This window comes from Streptomyces sp. HUAS ZL42, assembly GCF_040782645.1.
In the GTDB taxonomy this organism is placed as follows: domain Bacteria; phylum Actinomycetota; class Actinomycetes; order Streptomycetales; family Streptomycetaceae; genus Streptomyces.
On sequence record NZ_CP160403.1, the window covers coordinates 7,283,559 to 7,299,082 of the forward strand.

The window sequence follows — 15,524 nt, forward strand, 5'->3', positions numbered from 1 at the left end:
CGATCTTCCGGGTTCCGCCGTGGATCTGTATCAGCCATTGATACGTGCGGACGACGGCCGACCCCGGTCTGAGAGAATTGGGCCTGTGATCTCTCGAATCGATCTGCGCGGCGACGCCCTTCCCGAGGGCCCCGCCCTGCGCGACCTGCTGCCCCGAGCCGACTTCGACGTTCAGGCCGCCCTCGAGAAGGTGCGTCCGATCTGCGAAGCCGTGCATCATCGGGGCGACGCGGCGCTGATCGACTTCGCCGAGAAGTTCGACGGGGTCAAGCTGGACCGGGTGCGGGTGCCCGCCGAGGCCCTGACCCGTGCCCTCGAGGAACTCGACCCGGCGGTCCGCGCGGCCCTGGAGGAGACCATCCGCCGCGCCCGTCTCGTCCACCGCGAGCAGCGCCGTACGAACCACACCACGCAGGTCGTGCCCGGCGGCTCGGTCACCGAGAAGTGGGTGCCGGTCGAGCGAGTCGGTCTGTACGCCCCCGGCGGCCGGTCCGTCTACCCGTCCTCCGTGGTCATGAACGTCGTGCCCGCCCAGGAGGCCGGCGTCGAGTCGATCGCGCTCGCCTCCCCGGCGCAGGCCGAGTTCGACGGTCTGCCGCACCCGACGATCCTCGCCGCGTGCGCGCTGCTCGGCGTCGACGAGGTGTACGCGGCCGGTGGCGCCACGGCGGTCGCGATGTTCGCCCACGGCACCGAGTCCTGCGCGCCCGCCAACATGGTGACCGGCCCGGGCAACATCTGGGTCGCCGCCGCCAAGCGCTACTTCACCGGCAAGATCGGCATCGACGCCGAGGCGGGCCCCACCGAGATCGCGATCCTCGCGGACTCCACGGCCGACCCGGTGCACGTCGCCTCCGACCTGATCAGCCAGGCCGAGCACGACCCGCTCGCGGCCGCCGTCCTCGTCACCGACTCCGTCGAGCTCGCCGAGGCGGTGGAGAAGGAGCTGGAGCCGCAGGTCGCGGCCACCAAGCACATCGACGACCGGATCGTCCCCGCTCTCAAGGGCAGGCAGTCCGCGATCGTCCTCGTCGACGGCGTCGACGAGGGGCTGAGGGTCGTCGACGCGTACGGTGCCGAGCACCTGGAGATCCACACGGCCGACGCGACCGCCGTCGCCGACCGGGTGAGGAACGCCGGAGCGATCTTCATCGGCCCCTGGGCCCCCGTCTCGCTTGGCGACTACGCGGCCGGGTCCAACCACGTCCTGCCCACCGGCGGCTGCGCCTGTCACTCCTCGGGCCTGTCCGTCCAGTCCTTCCTGCGCGGCATCCACATCGTCGACTACACGCAGGACGCGCTGGCCGAGGTCGCGCACCACGTGGTGACGCTGGCGGAGGCGGAGGACCTGCCCGCGCACGGCGCGGCGATCAAGGCAAGGTTCGGTTGGAAGGTGCCTGAGAGCAAGTGAGCTTCGGAATCGACGATCTTCCCGTACGGGACGAGCTGCGCGGCAAGTCCCCTTACGGCGCGCCCCAACTGGACGTCCCCGTACGGCTGAACACGAACGAGAACCCGTATCCGCTGCCCGAACCGCTGGTCGAGCGGATCGCCGAGCGGGTGCGCGAGGCGGCCCGGAACCTCAACCGCTACCCGGACCGTGACGCGGTGGAGCTGCGCACACAGCTCGCCAAGTACCTGACGGACACGTCCGGTTACGCGGTCGGCCTGGCCAATGTGTGGGCCGCCAACGGCTCCAACGAGGTCATCCAGCAGCTGCTGCAGACCTTCGGCGGACCGGGCCGTACGGCGATCGGCTTCGAGCCGTCGTACTCGATGCACGGGCTCATCGCGCGCGGCACCGGGACGGGCTGGATCTCCGGCCCGCGCAACGACGACTTCACCATCGACCTCGCCGCCGCCGAGAAGGCCATCGCGGCCAACCGGCCCGACGTCGTCTTCATCACGACCCCCAACAACCCCACGGGCACCGCGGTCCCGCCGGAGACGGTGCGCGCGCTGTACGAGGCCGCACAGACGGCCAAGCCCTCGATGGTGATCGTGGACGAGGCGTACATCGAGTTCAGCCACGGCGACTCGCTGCTGCCGCTGCTCGAAGGTCGGCCGAATCTGGTCGTCTCGCGGACCATGTCCAAGGCCTTCGGCGCGGCGGGGCTGCGCCTCGGCTATCTCGCCGCGCACCCGGCGGTCGTGGACGCCGTCCAGCTCGTACGGCTGCCGTACCACCTGTCCGCCGTCACGCAGGCGACCGCCCTGGCCGCGCTGGAGCACACCGACACACTGCTGAAGTACGTCGAGCAACTGAAGGCGGAGCGGGACCGGCTGGTCACCGAGCTGCTGGCGATCGGCTACGAGGTCACGGCCTCCGACGCCAACTTCGTGCAGTTCGGACGGTTCGACGACGCGCACACGGTGTGGCAGCAGATCCTCGACCGGGGTGTCCTGGTCCGGGACAACGGCGTGCCCGGCTGGCTGCGGGTCACCGCCGGAACCCCCGAAGAGAACGACGCGTTCCTCGACGCGGTCCGTGAGTTGAAGAAGGAGAGTTCATGAGCCGCGTGGGACGCGTGGAGCGGGTGACCAAGGAGACCTCGGTCCTCGTCGAGATCGATCTCGACGGGTCCGGCAAGGTCGACGTGTCGACAGGCGTCGGCTTCTACGACCACATGCTCGACCAGCTCGGCCGGCACGGTCTGTTCGACCTGACCGTGAAGACCGAGGGCGACCTGCACATCGATTCGCACCACACCATCGAGGACACCGCCCTCGCGCTCGGCGCCGCCTTCAAGCAGGCGCTCGGCGACAAGGTGGGGATCTATCGATTCGGCAACTGCACGGTCCCGCTGGACGAGTCCCTCGCCCAGGTGACCGTCGACCTGTCCGGCCGTCCGTACCTCGTGCACACCGAGCCCGAGAACATGGCGCCGATGATCGGCGAGTACGACACCACGATGACCCGGCACATCCTGGAGTCCTTCGTGGCCCAGGCGCAGATAGCGCTGCACGTGCACGTGCCGTACGGCCGCAACGCGCACCACATCGTGGAGTGCCAGTTCAAGGCGCTCGCGCGGGCGCTGCGGTACGCGTCCGAGCGCGACCCGCGCGCCGCGGGCATCCTTCCCTCCACGAAGGGCGCGCTGTAGGCCATGAACGGGCTGTCCACCGTACTGATCGTCGTCGGTCTCTTCCTCGTCGGCGGCATCATCTCCTTCGTCAAACAGCAGATGCCCAAGAGCCTCATCGTGCTGCTCTCGATCGGCGCCGCGATGTGTCTCGTCGCGGGCGTCCTGAGGCTGGAGGTGTGGAATTGACCATCTCCAAGAAGGTCGTCGTCTTCGACTACGGCTTCGGCAACGTCCGCTCCGCCGAGCGTGCCCTCGCGCGCGTGGGAGCCGACGTCGAGATAACGCGTGACTTCGACAAGGCCATGAACGCCGACGGCCTGCTGGTGCCGGGCGTCGGTGCCTTCGCCGCCTGCATGAAGGGCCTCAAGGAGGCACGCGGCGACTGGATCGTCGACCGCCGGCTGTCCGGCGGGCGCCCCGTCATGGGCATCTGCGTCGGCATGCAGATCCTGTTCGCCCGCGGAATCGAGCACGGCGTCGAGACCGAGGGCCTCGAGGAGTGGCCCGGCACGGTCGGGCCACTGCAGGCCGACATCGTGCCCCACATGGGCTGGAACACCGTGGACGCGCCGGCCGACTCCGAGCTGTTCGCGGGCCTGGACGCGGACGCGCGCTTCTACTTCGTGCACTCCTACGCCGTCCACGAGTGGACTTTGGAGACGCACAACGCGGCGATGCGGGCGCCGAAGGTGACCTGGTCGACGCACGGCAAGCCCTTCGTGGCGGCCGTCGAGAACGCCGCTCTGTGGGCGACGCAGTTCCACCCCGAGAAGTCCGGCGACGCCGGAGCGCAGCTGCTGAACAACTGGATCGGAACCCTCTGATGGCTTCGAAGCTCGAACTCCTCCCCGCCGTCGACGTCCGCGACGGCCAGGCCGTCCGCCTGGTGCACGGCGAGTCCGGTACGGAGACGTCGTACGGCTCTCCCCTGGAGGCCGCCCTCGCCTGGCAGCGGGCGGGCGCCGAGTGGCTGCACCTGGTCGACCTGGACGCGGCGTTCGGCACCGGCGACAACCGGGCGCTGATCGCCGAGGTCGCCAAGGCCATGGACATCAAGGTGGAGCTGTCCGGCGGCATCCGGGACGACGACACGCTGGCCGCCGCCCTGGCCACCGGCTGCACCCGGGTGAACCTGGGTACGGCGGCTCTGGAGACCCCCGAGTGGGTCGCCAAGGTCATCGCCGAGCACGGTGACAGGATCGCCGTCGGTCTCGACGTACGCGGCACGACCCTGCGCGGCCGCGGCTGGACCCGCGACGGCGGCGACCTCTACGAGACGCTGGAGCGCCTCAACAAGGAGGGCTGCGCCCGGTACGTGGTGACCGACATCGCCAAGGACGGCACGTTGCAGGGCCCCAACCTGGAGCTGCTGCGCAACGTGTGCGCGGCGACCGATCGCCCGGTGGTGGCCTCCGGCGGCGTGTCCTCGCTGGACGACCTGCGGGCCATCGCCGAGCTGGTACCCCTCGGTGTCGAGGGCGCCATCGTCGGGAAGGCCCTGTACGCGAAGGCGTTCACCCTGGAAGAGGCCTTGGAGGCGGTAGCCCAGTGAGCGATGTACGACGCGTCACGACCGGCGCGCCCTGGGAGGAGACCTTCGGCTACTCGCGCGCGGTCGAGTTGCCGAACGGCCTGGTGCTGGTCTCCGGCTGCACGTCGATAGTGGACGGCGAGATCGCCGGAGGCGGTCCTCACGAGCAGGCCGTCAACGCCTTCAATGTCGCGTTCTCGGCACTTGAGCAGCTGGGTCTCGGCCGCGACGACGTCGTGCGGACGCGCATGTACATCACCCATGCCCGGGACGTGGACGAGGTCGGACGCGCGCACAAGGAGCTGTTCGACTCCGTCCGGCCCGCCGCATCCATGATCATCGTCTCCGGCTTCGTGGACCCCAGTCTGGTCGTCGAGGTCGAGGTGGAGGCGTACCGCCCCGGCGGAGAACACGGAGTTTCCGCATGACCTTGGCCGTACGAGTGATCCCCTGCCTGGACGTGGACAACGGCCGGGTCGTCAAGGGCGTCAACTTCCAGAACCTGCGCGACGCGGGCGACCCCGTCGAGATGGCCAAGGTGTACGACGCCGAGGGCGCCGACGAGCTGACGTTCCTGGACATCACCGCCTCGTCGGGCAACCGCGAGACGACGTACGACGTCGTGCGCCGCACGGCCGAGCAGGTGTTCATCCCGCTCACGGTCGGCGGCGGGGTGCGCACGCCCGAGGACGTGGACAAGCTGCTGCGGGCGGGCGCCGACAAGGTGGGCGTCAACACGGCGGCGATCGCCCGACCGGAGCTGATCAAGGAGATCGCCGAGCGCTTCGGCAGCCAGGTCCTGGTGCTGTCCGTGGACGCGCGGCGCACCCCGTCCGGCAGCTTCGAGGTCACGACCCACGGCGGCCGCAAGGGCACCGGCATCGACGCGATCGAGTGGGCCCACCGCGCCGCCGAGCTGGGCGCGGGCGAGATCCTGCTCAACTCGATGGACGCGGACGGCACGAAGGACGGCTACGACCTCGAGATGATCGCCGCGGTCCGTAAGCACGTGACCGTCCCGTTGATCGCGTCGGGCGGCGCCGGCAAACTCGCCGACTTCCCGCCGGCCGTCGCAGCGGGCGCGGACGCGGTCCTCGCCGCCTCCGTCTTCCACTTCGGCGACCTGCGAATCGGCGAGGTGAAGCAGGCGCTGCGCGAGGCGGGCCACCCCGTCAGGTGACGCCCGGCCGAGCCCCCGGCCCGGCCGGGGCTTGCCGCGTCCCCTAGATACCCAGCTGCTTGGTCTCGTGCAGCTTGGTGATCGCGTCGTCGTCGCCCTCCAGGTCCACCTTCGCGGCGCTCTGCCGGCCGTACGAGAACAGCAGCAGCTCCGACGGTTCGCCGGTCACCGTCACGACCGGGGTGCCGCGGTGGGCGACCGCGGTCTGGCCGTTCGGGCGGCGCAGGACCAGACCGGTCGGGGTGCCGCGGCCCATCAGGCGGGCGGTGCGCTCCAACCGGGACCACAGGGCGTCCTGGAAGACCGGGTCCAGCTCGCGCGGCGTCCAGTCGGGCTGGGCACGGCGGACGTCCTCGGTGTGGACGTAGAACTCGATCGTGTTCGACGCCTCGTCGATCTGCTTGAGCTGGAACGGTGAGAAGCGCGGCGGGCCGGTACGGATCAGCTGGATCAGCTCCTCGTACGGCTTGTCCGTGAACTCCTCCATCACCTTCTCCAGGCGAGGCGCCAGCTGCTTGATCAGGATGCCCGCGGAGGCGTCGGGGCGGCGCTCGCGCACCACGACGTGCGCGGCCAGGTCACGGGTCTGCCAGCCCTCGCACAGGGTGGGTGCGTCGGGACCGGCGGTTTCCAAGAGGTCGGCGAGCAGGAGCCGTTCACGCTTGGCAAAGGTCGACATGTAGTCAGCCTACGGCCGGGTGCCGGGTCCGCCCAGTGGACATGGCCCGGTCGGCACAGCCGTGGTGTCCCGGTCCGCACCCTGGACACGGCCCAGGCCTTGTCAGTGATGCGCGGCACAATGGCCCCATGACCAGCACGCCCTCATCCAGCAGCCTCGACCCGGAGATCGCCGCGCGCCTCAAGCGCAGCGCCGACGGGCTCCTCCCCGCGATCGCCCAGCAGTACGACACCGGAGAGGTGCTGATGCTGGGCTGGATGGACGACGAGGCGCTGCACCGCACGCTGACCACGGGCCGCTGCACGTACTGGTCGCGCAGCCGCCGGGAGTACTGGGTGAAGGGCGACACCTCCGGCCACGTCCAGTGGGTCAAGTCCGTCGCCCTCGACTGCGACGCCGACACCGTGCTGGTCAAGGTCGACCAGGTCGGCGCCGCCTGCCACACGGGCGCGCGCACCTGCTTCGACGCCGACGTGCTCCTCAAGGAAGCCGCGGGCGCCGATTCCGGCGTACCGGCTTCGGATCAGTAAGGTCAGCGGCCATGGACCTCGAGACGTTCCGCAAGCTGGCCACCGACCGTCGCGTCATTCCGGTCACCCGCAAGCTCCTCGCCGACGGCGACACCCCGGTCGCGCTCTACCGCAAGCTCGCCGCCGAGCGCCCCGGCACGTTCCTGCTGGAGTCCGCGGAGAACGGCCGCTCCTGGTCCCGCTACTCCTTCGTGGGCGTGCGCTCGGCCGCCACCCTCACGGAAAAGAACGGCCAGGCCCACTGGCTCGGCGCCCCGCCCGTAGGCGTCCCGGTCGACGGCGACCCACTCGCCGCCCTGCGCGCCACCATCGAGGCCCTGCACACCCCCCACGAGGACGGCATGCCGCCCTTCACCGGCGGCATGGTCGGCTACCTCGGCTACGACATCGTGCGCCGCCTGGAGAAGATCGGCCCCGGCGAACGCGACGACCTCGGGCTGCCCGAGCTGACCATGCTCCTCACCAGCGACCTCGCTGTCATGGACCACTGGGAGGGCTCGGTCCTGCTGATCGCCAACGCGATCAACCACAACGATCTCGACACGGGTGTGGACGAGGCGTACGCGGACGCTGTCGCCCGTCTCGACGCCATGGAGGCGGACCTCTCGCGCGCGGTCGCCCAGCCGCCCGCCGTGCTTCCGCCCTCCGAACTCCCCGAGTACACGGCGCTCTGGGGCGGCCCCGACTTCCAGGAGGCCGTCGAGGACATCAAGGAGCGCATCCGGGCGGGCGAGGCCTTCCAGGTCGTACCCTCGCAGCGCTTCGAAACTCCGTGCACGGCAAGCGCGCTGGACGTGTACAGGGTGCTGCGCGCGACCAACCCGTCGCCGTACATGTACCTGCTCCGCTTCGACGGGTTCGACGTCGTCGGCTCGTCCCCGGAGGCCCTCGTCAAGGTCGAGGACGGGCAGGCCATGGTCCACCCCATCGCCGGTACCCGGCACCGCGGCGCCACCCCGCAGGAGGACCAGTCCCTGGCCGACGAACTGCTGGCCGACCCCAAGGAGCGCGCCGAGCACCTCATGCTGGTCGACCTCGGCCGCAACGACCTGGGGCGGGTCTGCGAGCCGGGCTCGGTCGAAGTCGTCGACTTCATGTCCATCGAGCGGTACTCGCACGTGATGCACATCGTTTCGACGGTGACGGGGCGGATCGCCGAGGGCCGTACGGCCTTCGACGTCCTGACGGCCTGTTTCCCGGCCGGCACCCTCTCCGGCGCGCCCAAGCCCCGCGCGATGCAGATCATCGACGAACTCGAGCCGTCCCGGCGCGGGTTGTACGGCGGCTGCGTCGGCTACCTCGACTTCGCGGGCGACTCCGACACCGCCATCGCCATCCGCACGGCCCTGCTGCGCGACGGCACCGCCTACGTCCAGGCGGGCGCGGGCATCGTCGCCGACTCCGACCCGGTCGCCGAGGACCAGGAGTGCCGCAACAAGGCGGCGGCGGTACTGCGGGCGGTGCACACGGCCAACCGGCTGAGCGAGACCGGCAGGTAGGGCGAGCGTCACGTGAACCCCGGGTGACGGTTCATCCGGGGTTCGGGCGATAGTGGGGTACGTGACTGCTGCACCTCGCCCTCGTTCCGAAGCCGCCGCCCCCGTCCGGTCCGGCCGCCGGAGTCTCGCCCTCGCCCTGCTGTGCGGAGCACTCGGCGCGGCCGTGGTGCTGCTGGCGACCCGGCAACGCTGGGCGGAGGGCACCGCCACGGTGGCCGGCGGCTCCTTCCCCCTGACCGCCAAGGGCAGCGACGTCACCGGCGTGCCCGCGGCGCTCGCCATAGTGGGCCTCGCCGCGCTGGTCGCCGTCTTCGCCGTCCGCAGGGCCGGTCGCCTGCTGGTCGCCGGGCTGCTCGCCCTCTCCGGCGCCGGCACGGTCGCCGCCGCCCTGCTGGGCGTCTCCGACACCTCCGCGCTCGACGAGAAGGCCGCCCAGGCCTCCGGCGACACCTCCTCCACCGTGGCCGCCTTCACCCACACCGCCTGGCCCTACGTCGCGGCGGCCGGCGGCCTCCTGATCCTCCTGGCGGGCCTGCTGGCCCTGCGCTACGGCCGCCGGTGGCCCGCCATGTCCGGCCGCTACGAGCGCGGCGGCACCCCCCGCCCGCGCCGCACGGCCCCGTCCGTCGACCCCGACCGGCCCGAGGACATCTGGAAGGCCCTCGACCGGGGCGAGGACCCCACAGGCGTGGATCCCGCCTGACGACGCCCCCGCACAGCAGGGACCTTCGTCCCGGGCCATCGGTCCCGATGTGGTGAATCAGACGCGATCGGAAGCCACCCCCGCTCCCGGGACGCGCGCGCGTACGGGACAATGGACGACGAGTATCCGGCCCGGACACGCCGGCTCAGACACGTACGACACGTACACAGCAACGAGGAGCAACACATGGCGGGCAGCAGCCACGGACACACCCCGGCCGCCTGGACCGGTGTCACCATCGCCTTCATCGGTTTCTGCGTCGCGGGCGCGTTCATGGTGATGGCCGAGCCGCTGGGCTTCTGGGCCGGCATGGTGATCATCGTCCTCGGCGGTGTCGTCGGCCTCATCATGAAGAGCATGGGCCTGGGCCAGCCGAAGGACATCCACGCGGTGCGCCCGGCCCACACCCGGACCGCGGTGACGCCCGAGCCGGTGCGTGCCGAGAGCTGAGCTCCCCACGATTGCGTGAGGGGCGGCCGGTGACCGACCGGCCGCCCCTCACGCGTGCGTGCGGCCCGCGTGGGGCAGAATGCGAGGCGTGAACCCCGACAGCCAAGCGGTACCCGCTGCCGACGGGACCCTGCTGAAGCGGCTGGCCGTCCCCGCCGGAGTGCTCGCGGCCGTCGTGGGGGCCTTCGCATACGTCGGGACCGTGGACCCCAATCAGCCGGGCCACTACCCCGTCTGCCCTCTCCTGCGCCTGACCGGCATCTACTGCCCCGGCTGCGGCGGCCTGCGCAGCGCCCACGCCTTCGTTCACGGGGACTTCCTCACGGCGCTCCACGACAACGCGGCGGCCGTGATCGCCTATGTGGGCTTCGCCGTGGTGTGGACCGTCTGGGTGGTTGGTGCCGTGCGCGGGCGTCCGACGCGGATGCAACCGGGCCCGGCGCAGCTGTGGACGCTGGGGGCCTTCCTGCTGGTCTTCACCGTTGTCCGGAACCTGCCGTTCGGTGGCTGGCTGCATCCTTGATCAACAGCCGAATGTCCAGGTAGTGGGACCGGCGTCAACCGGATGCGAGGCCTGCGCCGTCCTCCGGATACCATCGCAGGGACCATCGAATTCGTCCTTGGTCACTGGAACCGCCAACCGTCCGGAAGGGGGCCGCTCGCGTGAGTGTGCTCGACGAGATCATCGACGGCGTCCGTGCCGACCTCGCGGAGCGGCAGGCACGCGTCAGCCTCGACGAGCTCAAGGAGCGCGCGGCGAAGGCTCCCGCTGCCAAGGACGGGGTCGCCGCGCTACGCGGAGACGGCGTCAAGGTCATCTGCGAGGTCAAGCGCTCCAGCCCGTCCAAGGGCGCGCTGGCCGCGATCGCCGACCCGGCGGGCCTGGCCGCGGACTACGAGGCGGGCGGCGCGGCCGTCATCTCCGTCCTCACCGAGCAGCGCCGCTTCGGCGGTTCGCTCGCCGACCTGGAGGCGGTCCGCGCGCGCGTGGACATCCCGGTGCTGCGCAAGGACTTCATCGTCACGGCGTACCAGCTGTGGGAGGCGCGGGCGTACGGCGCCGATCTGGCGCTGCTGATCGTGGCGGCGCTGGACCAGCCGGCGCTGGAGTCGCTGATCGAGCGTGCGGTGTCCATCGGTCTCACCCCGCTCGTCGAGGTCCACGACGAGGACGAGGTCGAGCGTGCGGTGGACGCGGGCGCGAAGGTGATCGGCGTCAACGCGCGGAACCTGAAGACCCTGGAGGTGGACCGCTCGACGTTCGAGCGGGTCGCCCCCGAGATCCCCGACGGCATCGTCAAGATCGCCGAGTCCGGCGTCCGCGGCCCGCACGACCTCATCGCGTACGCCAACGCCGGCGCCGACGCGGTCCTGGTGGGCGAGTCCCTGGTGACGGGGAAGGATCCCAAGGCCGCGGTCTCCGACCTGGTCGCGGCGGGCGAACACCCCGCACTGCGGCACGGCCGGGGCTGATCACCCGCTAGGCTCGCCCCGATGACTCTCCCGACGACCGTGACGACCACGGACCGCTACGCCCGCCTCGCGCGCGGCTGCCGGCCCCGTGGCTGCCGCGCGCCCGCACGCCGGGTGCACGGCCGGCGCGTGCGGTACGTCATCGGCGATGAGCCGGGGCAAGTCAACGGCATGCGATGGCAGCAGCCAACCTAAGGGGCGCGGGGCGCTTCTGAATGTGCGGCTCCGCCGCGCGGGCGCGATCAACCACAACGATCCGCAGCCAACTGACAACCCCACGCCCCACGGCGATCAGTGCACTCAACACATACTCACCGTGAGGTTTCCGCATGCCCAGCGACTTCTTCATCCCCGACCCGCAGGGTCAAGTCCCCAGCGCCGAGGGCTACTTCGGCGCGTTCGGCGGCAAGTTCATCCCGGAGGCCCTCGTAGCCGCCGTGGACGAGGTGGCCGTCGAGTACGACAAGGCCAAGCACGACCCCGACTTCGCCCGAGAGCTCGACGACCTGCTGGTGAACTACACCGGACGCCCCAGCTCTCTCACGGAAGTGCCCCGTTTCGCGGCGCACGCCGGCGGCGCTCGCGTGTTCCTCAAGCGCGAGGATCTCAACCACACCGGCTCCCACAAGATCAACAACGTGCTCGGTCAGGCCCTGCTCACCAAGCGCATGGGCAAGACCCGCGTCATCGCCGAGACCGGCGCCGGGCAGCACGGCGTCGCCACCGCCACCGCCTGTGCGCTCTTCGGCCTCGAGTGCACGATCTACATGGGCGAGATCGACACCAAGCGCCAGGCCCTCAACGTGGCCCGTATGCGCATGCTCGGCGCCGAGGTCGTCGCGGTGAAGTCCGGCAGCCGCACGCTGAAGGACGCGATCAACGAGGCCTTCCGCGACTGGGTCGCCAACGTCGACCACACCCACTACCTGTTCGGGACCGTGGCCGGACCGCACCCCTTCCCCGCCATGGTCCGCGACTTCCACCGCGTCATCGGCGTCGAGACGCGCCGCCAGCTCCTGGAGCGCGCCGGGCGCCTGCCCGACGCGGCCGTCGCGTGCGTCGGCGGCGGCTCCAACGCCATCGGCCTCTTCCACGCCTTCATCCCGGACACCTCCGTCCGCCTGATCGGCTGTGAGCCGGCCGGACACGGCGTGGAGACCGGCGAGCACGCGGCCACCCTCACCGCGGGCGAGCCCGGCATCCTGCACGGTTCCCGCTCCTACGTCCTCCAGGACGAGGAGGGCCAGATCACGGAGCCGTACTCCATCTCTGCGGGCCTGGACTACCCGGGCATCGGCCCCGAGCACTCCTACCTCAAGGACAGCGGCCGCGCCGAGTACCGCGCGGTCACCGACGACGCCGCCATGCAGGCGCTGCGCCTGCTGTCGCGGACCGAGGGCATCATCCCGGCCATCGAGAGCGCCCACGCGCTCGCCGGCGCCCTGGAGGTCGGCAGGGAACTGGGCAAGGACGGACTGATCGTCGTCAACCTGTCCGGCCGCGGCGACAAGGACATGGACACGGCCGCGCGCTACTTCGGTCTGTACGACACCGATGCCGAGGTCGCGGCCAACGCCGCCGACACCGCCGAGATCGAGGGGGACGCCAAGTGAGCGGGAACATTCAGCTGCTGTCGGACACCCTCGCCGCCGCCAAGGCGGAGGGACGCTCCGCCCTCATCGCCTACCTCCCCGCCGGCTTCCCGGACGTCGACGGCGGCATCGAGGCGATCAAGGCGGTCCTCGACGGCGGCGCCGACGTCGTGGAGGTGGGCCTGCCGCACAGCGACCCCGTCCTCGACGGCCCGGTCATCCAGACCGCCGACGACATCGCCCTGCGCGGCGGCGTCAAGATCGCCGACGTCATGCGGACGGTCCGGGAGACGTACGAGGCGACCGGGAAGCCGGTGCTCGTCATGACGTACTGGAACCCGATCGACCGCTACGGCGTCGAGCGCTTCACCGCCGAGCTCGCGGAGGCGGGCGGTGCCGGGGCCATCCTGCCGGACCTTCCGGTGCAGGAGTCGGCGCTGTGGAGGGAGCACGCCGAGAAGCACGGCCTCGCGACGGTCTTCGTCGTGGCGCCCAGCAGCAGGAACGAGCGACTCGCGCAGATCACCGCGGCAGGCAGCGGCTTCGTCTACGCCGCCTCGCTCATGGGTGTCACCGGCACCCGTGAGTCGGTGGGCGCGCAGGCTCAGGACCTGGTGGAGCGCACCCGCGGCACCGGCACCGACCTGCCGGTCTGCGTCGGCCTCGGCGTCTCCAACACCGAGCAGGCCGCCGAGGTCGCCGGCTTCGCCGACGGTGTGATCGTCGGCTCGGCCTTCGTCAAGCGGATGCTGGACGCTGCGGACCACGCGGCCGGCATCGAGGCCGTCCGCGCGCTCGCCGGGGAACTGGCGAAGGGCGTGCGCGGGCAGGTGTAGAAAATTCGGTCACTCGAACGAGTGGACCTGGGACCGGGGAGGCGCGCAGCGCCTCCCCGGTTCGTTCTCGGGGTGTGAGCGAGAAGAATCGTGAGGGTAAGCGCACGGCACGGGAGCGGCTGGCGGTCGAGCGCGAGAAGCAGAGGGCCGCGGAGAAGCGGCGGCGGACTCTGATCGTCGGCGCCAGCATCGTCTGCGTCCTGGGCCTCGCCGCGGTGATCGGCGTGATCGCCGCGAACACCGGCAAGGACGACAGCAGCAGCGACAGCTCGGGCCCGGTCACGGCGCCTTCGGGGGCGCAGGGCAAGGACGCCCTGGTGATCCCGGCGGGCAAGGAGGGCGCCAAGTCCACGCTCACGGTGTGGGAGGACTTCCGCTGCCCGGCCTGCCAGGCCTTCGAGGACGGCTACCGCTCGACGATCCACGAGCTGACGGACTCAGGAAAACTGAAGGTGGAGTACCGCCTGGCCACCCTCATCGACGGCATCGCGGGCGGCACCGGCTCCCGGAACGCCGCCAACGCCGCGGCCTGCGCGCAGGACACCGGAAAGTTCACCGCGTACCACGACGTGCTGTACGAGAACCAGCCGCCGGAGGCGGACGACGCATTCGCCAAGAACAGCGAGCTCCTCGAGCTCGCGGCCAAAGTCGACGGCCTCGACACGGCCGCCTTCCGCACCTGCGTCGAGGACGGCACGCACAACAGTTGGGTGGTGAAGTCGAACGAGGCCTTCCAGAAGGCGGGTCTCAACGCCACGCCGACCGTCCTGCTGAACGGCAAGAACATCTACCAGGACCGGACGATGACGCCGGCGAAGCTGAAGCAGATGGTGGAGGAGGCCGGCAAGGAGTAAGGCGGATTCACACCGGCCCGTTATGGACCCGTAGCCGGGCTGCCTGCCGTGTGCCCGGTCCGGCACGGTAGCGTCGACCCTGCCATGGAACTTGCCTACATTCCCAGCCCGTCGCGCGGGGTGCTGTACCTCGGCCCCATTCCGCTGCGTGGGTACGCGTTCTGCATCATCATCGGCGTCTTCGTCGCGGTCTGGCTCGGCAACAAGCGCTGGATCGCCCGAGGCGGGCGGGCCGGCACGGTGGCCGACATCGCCGTCTGGGCCGTGCCCTTCGGTCTGATCGGCGGCCGGCTCTACCACGTCATCACGGACTACGAGCTGTACTTCAGCGAGGGCCGCGACTGGGTGGACGCCTTCAAGATCTGGGAGGGCGGCCTCGGCATCTGGGGCGCGATCGCCCTCGGTGCGCTGGGGGCGTGGATCGGCTGCCGGCGCCGGGGCATCCCGATGCCCGCGTACGCCGACGCCGTCGCGCCCGGCATCGCCTTCGCGCAGGCGATCGGCCGCTGGGGCAACTGGTTCAACCAGGAGCTGTACGGCAAGGAGACCGACCTTCCCTGGGCCCTGCACATCACGTCCTCGGCGGACGGCCGCGTCCCGGGCAACTACCACCCGACGTTCCTGTACGAGTCCCTGTGGTGCATCGGCGTCGCGCTCCTCGTGATCTGGGCCGACCGCCGCTTCAAGCTGGGCCACGGGCGGGCGTTCGCCCTGTACGTCGCCGCGTACTGCGTGGGCCGCGCGTGGATCGAGTACATGCGCGTCGACGACGCCCACCACTTCCTGGGTCTCCGTCTGAACGACTGGACCGCGCTGGTGGTCTTCCTGCTGGCGGTGACGTACATCGTGGTGTCGGCCAGGAAGCGGCCGGGCCGGGAAGCGGTGGTCGAACCCGCGGCCGGGACCGACGGTGCCGGCGAAGCCGGGTCGGAGGACGCCAAGGAGGCGGACGCCGAGGCCGAGGAGAAGAGCGAGGCCGACTCCGTCGTGGAGGACGACGTGAAGGACGGCCTCAAGGACGAAGAGAACGACGAGGACGACGACCTGAAGGACCGTGTGAAGGACGAGGCCGAGTCGGCGGGCAAGAAGAGCTGACAACTGGTCGTACGAG

The 15,524-nt window shown here is 70.7% G+C and carries 20 protein-coding genes; 19 read left to right on the forward strand and 1 reads right to left on the reverse strand.

Annotation, left to right across the window (positions count from 1 at the left end; translation table 11 throughout):
- The first annotated feature begins 85 nt into the window (after positions 1-85).
- The 8 genes from hisD to hisF are packed head-to-tail and all read left to right on the forward strand — an operon-like array spanning position 86 to position 5,797.
- On the forward strand, positions 86-1,411 hold the full coding sequence (gene hisD, locus ABZO29_RS33100) for a histidinol dehydrogenase (protein ID WP_367323854.1): 1,326 nt from the start codon (positions 86-88) through the stop codon (positions 1,409-1,411).
- Positions 1,408-2,514: a histidinol-phosphate transaminase gene (locus ABZO29_RS33105; RefSeq protein WP_367323855.1), complete on the forward strand. Its 1,107-nt coding sequence runs from the start codon at positions 1,408-1,410 to the stop codon at positions 2,512-2,514. The genes hisD and ABZO29_RS33105 overlap by 4 nt, the downstream gene beginning before the upstream one ends.
- The gene (gene hisB / locus ABZO29_RS33110) at positions 2,511-3,104 is read left to right on the forward strand and encodes an imidazoleglycerol-phosphate dehydratase HisB (protein ID WP_030932889.1); all 594 of its coding nucleotides are present in this window, start codon (positions 2,511-2,513) and stop codon (positions 3,102-3,104) included. The genes ABZO29_RS33105 and hisB overlap by 4 nt, the downstream gene beginning before the upstream one ends.
- 3 nt (positions 3,105-3,107) lie before the next feature.
- Positions 3,108-3,272 (forward strand): hypothetical protein, encoded by a 165-nt coding sequence (locus tag ABZO29_RS33115; RefSeq protein WP_367323856.1) that lies wholly within the window; start codon positions 3,108-3,110, stop codon positions 3,270-3,272.
- The gene (hisH, locus tag ABZO29_RS33120) at positions 3,263-3,910 is read left to right on the forward strand and encodes an imidazole glycerol phosphate synthase subunit HisH (RefSeq protein WP_367323857.1); all 648 of its coding nucleotides are present in this window, start codon (positions 3,263-3,265) and stop codon (positions 3,908-3,910) included. The genes ABZO29_RS33115 and hisH overlap by 10 nt, the downstream gene beginning before the upstream one ends.
- On the forward strand, positions 3,910-4,638 hold the full coding sequence (gene priA, locus ABZO29_RS33125) for a bifunctional 1-(5-phosphoribosyl)-5-((5-phosphoribosylamino)methylideneamino)imidazole-4-carboxamide isomerase/phosphoribosylanthranilate isomerase PriA (protein WP_367323858.1): 729 nt from the start codon (positions 3,910-3,912) through the stop codon (positions 4,636-4,638). The genes hisH and priA overlap by 1 nt, the downstream gene beginning before the upstream one ends.
- Positions 4,635-5,045: a RidA family protein gene (locus ABZO29_RS33130; RefSeq protein WP_367323859.1), complete on the forward strand. Its 411-nt coding sequence runs from the start codon at positions 4,635-4,637 to the stop codon at positions 5,043-5,045. The genes priA and ABZO29_RS33130 overlap by 4 nt, the downstream gene beginning before the upstream one ends.
- The gene (hisF, locus tag ABZO29_RS33135) at positions 5,042-5,797 is read left to right on the forward strand and encodes an imidazole glycerol phosphate synthase subunit HisF (RefSeq protein ID WP_367323860.1); all 756 of its coding nucleotides are present in this window, start codon (positions 5,042-5,044) and stop codon (positions 5,795-5,797) included. The genes ABZO29_RS33130 and hisF overlap by 4 nt, the downstream gene beginning before the upstream one ends.
- A 43-nt stretch (positions 5,798-5,840) precedes the next feature.
- Here the strand turns inward: hisF and ABZO29_RS33140 are convergent, their stop codons facing one another.
- Complete coding sequence (locus ABZO29_RS33140) at positions 5,841-6,476, reverse strand: TIGR03085 family metal-binding protein (RefSeq protein ID WP_367323861.1); 636 nt, start codon at positions 6,474-6,476, stop codon at positions 5,841-5,843.
- A 128-nt stretch (positions 6,477-6,604) separates the two neighbouring features.
- Here ABZO29_RS33140 and hisI point away from each other — a divergent pair, with 128 nt between their 5' ends.
- The 11 genes from hisI (at position 6,605) to lgt (ending at position 15,508) form a co-directional block, all read left to right on the forward strand.
- The gene (hisI, locus tag ABZO29_RS33145) at positions 6,605-7,006 is read left to right on the forward strand and encodes a phosphoribosyl-AMP cyclohydrolase (protein ID WP_367323862.1); all 402 of its coding nucleotides are present in this window, start codon (positions 6,605-6,607) and stop codon (positions 7,004-7,006) included.
- Positions 7,007-7,017: 11 nt separating this feature from the next.
- A complete protein-coding gene (locus tag ABZO29_RS33150) occupies positions 7,018-8,505 on the forward strand; it encodes an anthranilate synthase component I (RefSeq protein WP_367323863.1) in 1,488 nt (495 codons plus the stop codon).
- 52 nt (positions 8,506-8,557) lie between these two features.
- Positions 8,558-9,208 carry a TIGR02234 family membrane protein gene (locus ABZO29_RS33155; RefSeq protein ID WP_367323864.1) on the forward strand — a complete coding sequence of 217 codons (651 nt, stop codon included), beginning with the start codon at positions 8,558-8,560 and terminating at the stop codon, positions 9,206-9,208.
- Between the two features lie 186 nt (positions 9,209-9,394).
- Positions 9,395-9,658, forward strand: coding sequence for an HGxxPAAW family protein (locus tag ABZO29_RS33160; protein ID WP_367323865.1), 264 nt, complete (start codon positions 9,395-9,397; stop codon positions 9,656-9,658).
- A 79-nt stretch (positions 9,659-9,737) separates the two neighbouring features.
- Positions 9,738-10,181 (forward strand): DUF2752 domain-containing protein, encoded by a 444-nt coding sequence (locus tag ABZO29_RS33165; RefSeq protein WP_367323866.1) that lies wholly within the window; start codon positions 9,738-9,740, stop codon positions 10,179-10,181.
- A 140-nt stretch (positions 10,182-10,321) separates the two neighbouring features.
- Positions 10,322-11,131 (forward strand): indole-3-glycerol phosphate synthase TrpC, encoded by an 810-nt coding sequence (gene trpC / locus ABZO29_RS33170; RefSeq protein WP_367323867.1) that lies wholly within the window; start codon positions 10,322-10,324, stop codon positions 11,129-11,131.
- A gap of 21 nt (positions 11,132-11,152) precedes the next feature.
- The gene (locus ABZO29_RS33175) at positions 11,153-11,326 is read left to right on the forward strand and encodes a hypothetical protein (RefSeq protein WP_367323868.1); all 174 of its coding nucleotides are present in this window, start codon (positions 11,153-11,155) and stop codon (positions 11,324-11,326) included.
- Between the two features lie 134 nt (positions 11,327-11,460).
- On the forward strand, positions 11,461-12,744 hold the full coding sequence (gene trpB / locus ABZO29_RS33180; protein WP_367323869.1) for a tryptophan synthase subunit beta: 1,284 nt from the start codon (positions 11,461-11,463) through the stop codon (positions 12,742-12,744).
- Positions 12,741-13,559, forward strand: a complete 819-nt coding sequence (gene trpA, locus ABZO29_RS33185) for a tryptophan synthase subunit alpha (RefSeq protein WP_367323870.1) — start codon at positions 12,741-12,743, stop codon at positions 13,557-13,559. Before trpB ends, trpA begins: the two co-directional genes overlap by 4 nt.
- Positions 13,560-13,633: 74 nt before the next feature.
- Entirely contained in the window at positions 13,634-14,413 is a 780-nt protein-coding gene (locus tag ABZO29_RS33190; RefSeq protein ID WP_367323871.1) for a DsbA family protein, read from the forward strand.
- A gap of 84 nt (positions 14,414-14,497) precedes the next feature.
- A complete protein-coding gene (lgt, locus tag ABZO29_RS33195) occupies positions 14,498-15,508 on the forward strand; it encodes a prolipoprotein diacylglyceryl transferase (RefSeq protein ID WP_367323872.1) in 1,011 nt (336 codons plus the stop codon).
- Positions 15,509-15,524 lie beyond the last annotated feature (16 nt).

Excerpts from the sequence above, each read along its gene's own strand:
- hisB (WP_030932889.1), top strand. The coding sequence starts at position 2,511 with ATGAGCCGCGTGGGACGCGTGGAGCGGGTGACCAAGGAGACCTCGGTC.
- ABZO29_RS33115 (WP_367323856.1), top strand. The coding sequence starts at position 3,108 with ATGAACGGGCTGTCCACCGTACTGATCGTCGTCGGTCTCTTCCTCGTC.
- priA (WP_367323858.1), top strand. The coding sequence starts at position 3,910 with ATGGCTTCGAAGCTCGAACTCCTCCCCGCCGTCGACGTCCGCGACGGC.
- hisF (WP_367323860.1), top strand. The coding sequence starts at position 5,042 with ATGACCTTGGCCGTACGAGTGATCCCCTGCCTGGACGTGGACAACGGC.
- ABZO29_RS33140 (WP_367323861.1), bottom strand. The coding sequence starts at position 6,476 with ATGTCGACCTTTGCCAAGCGTGAACGGCTCCTGCTCGCCGACCTCTTG.
- hisI (WP_367323862.1), top strand. The coding sequence starts at position 6,605 with ATGACCAGCACGCCCTCATCCAGCAGCCTCGACCCGGAGATCGCCGCG.
- ABZO29_RS33150 (WP_367323863.1), top strand. The coding sequence starts at position 7,018 with ATGGACCTCGAGACGTTCCGCAAGCTGGCCACCGACCGTCGCGTCATT.
- ABZO29_RS33160 (WP_367323865.1), top strand. The coding sequence starts at position 9,395 with ATGGCGGGCAGCAGCCACGGACACACCCCGGCCGCCTGGACCGGTGTC.
- ABZO29_RS33165 (WP_367323866.1), top strand. The coding sequence starts at position 9,738 with ATGCGAGGCGTGAACCCCGACAGCCAAGCGGTACCCGCTGCCGACGGG.
- ABZO29_RS33175 (WP_367323868.1), top strand. The coding sequence starts at position 11,153 with ATGACTCTCCCGACGACCGTGACGACCACGGACCGCTACGCCCGCCTC.
- trpB (WP_367323869.1), top strand. The coding sequence starts at position 11,461 with ATGCCCAGCGACTTCTTCATCCCCGACCCGCAGGGTCAAGTCCCCAGC.
- lgt (WP_367323872.1), top strand. The coding sequence starts at position 14,498 with ATGGAACTTGCCTACATTCCCAGCCCGTCGCGCGGGGTGCTGTACCTC.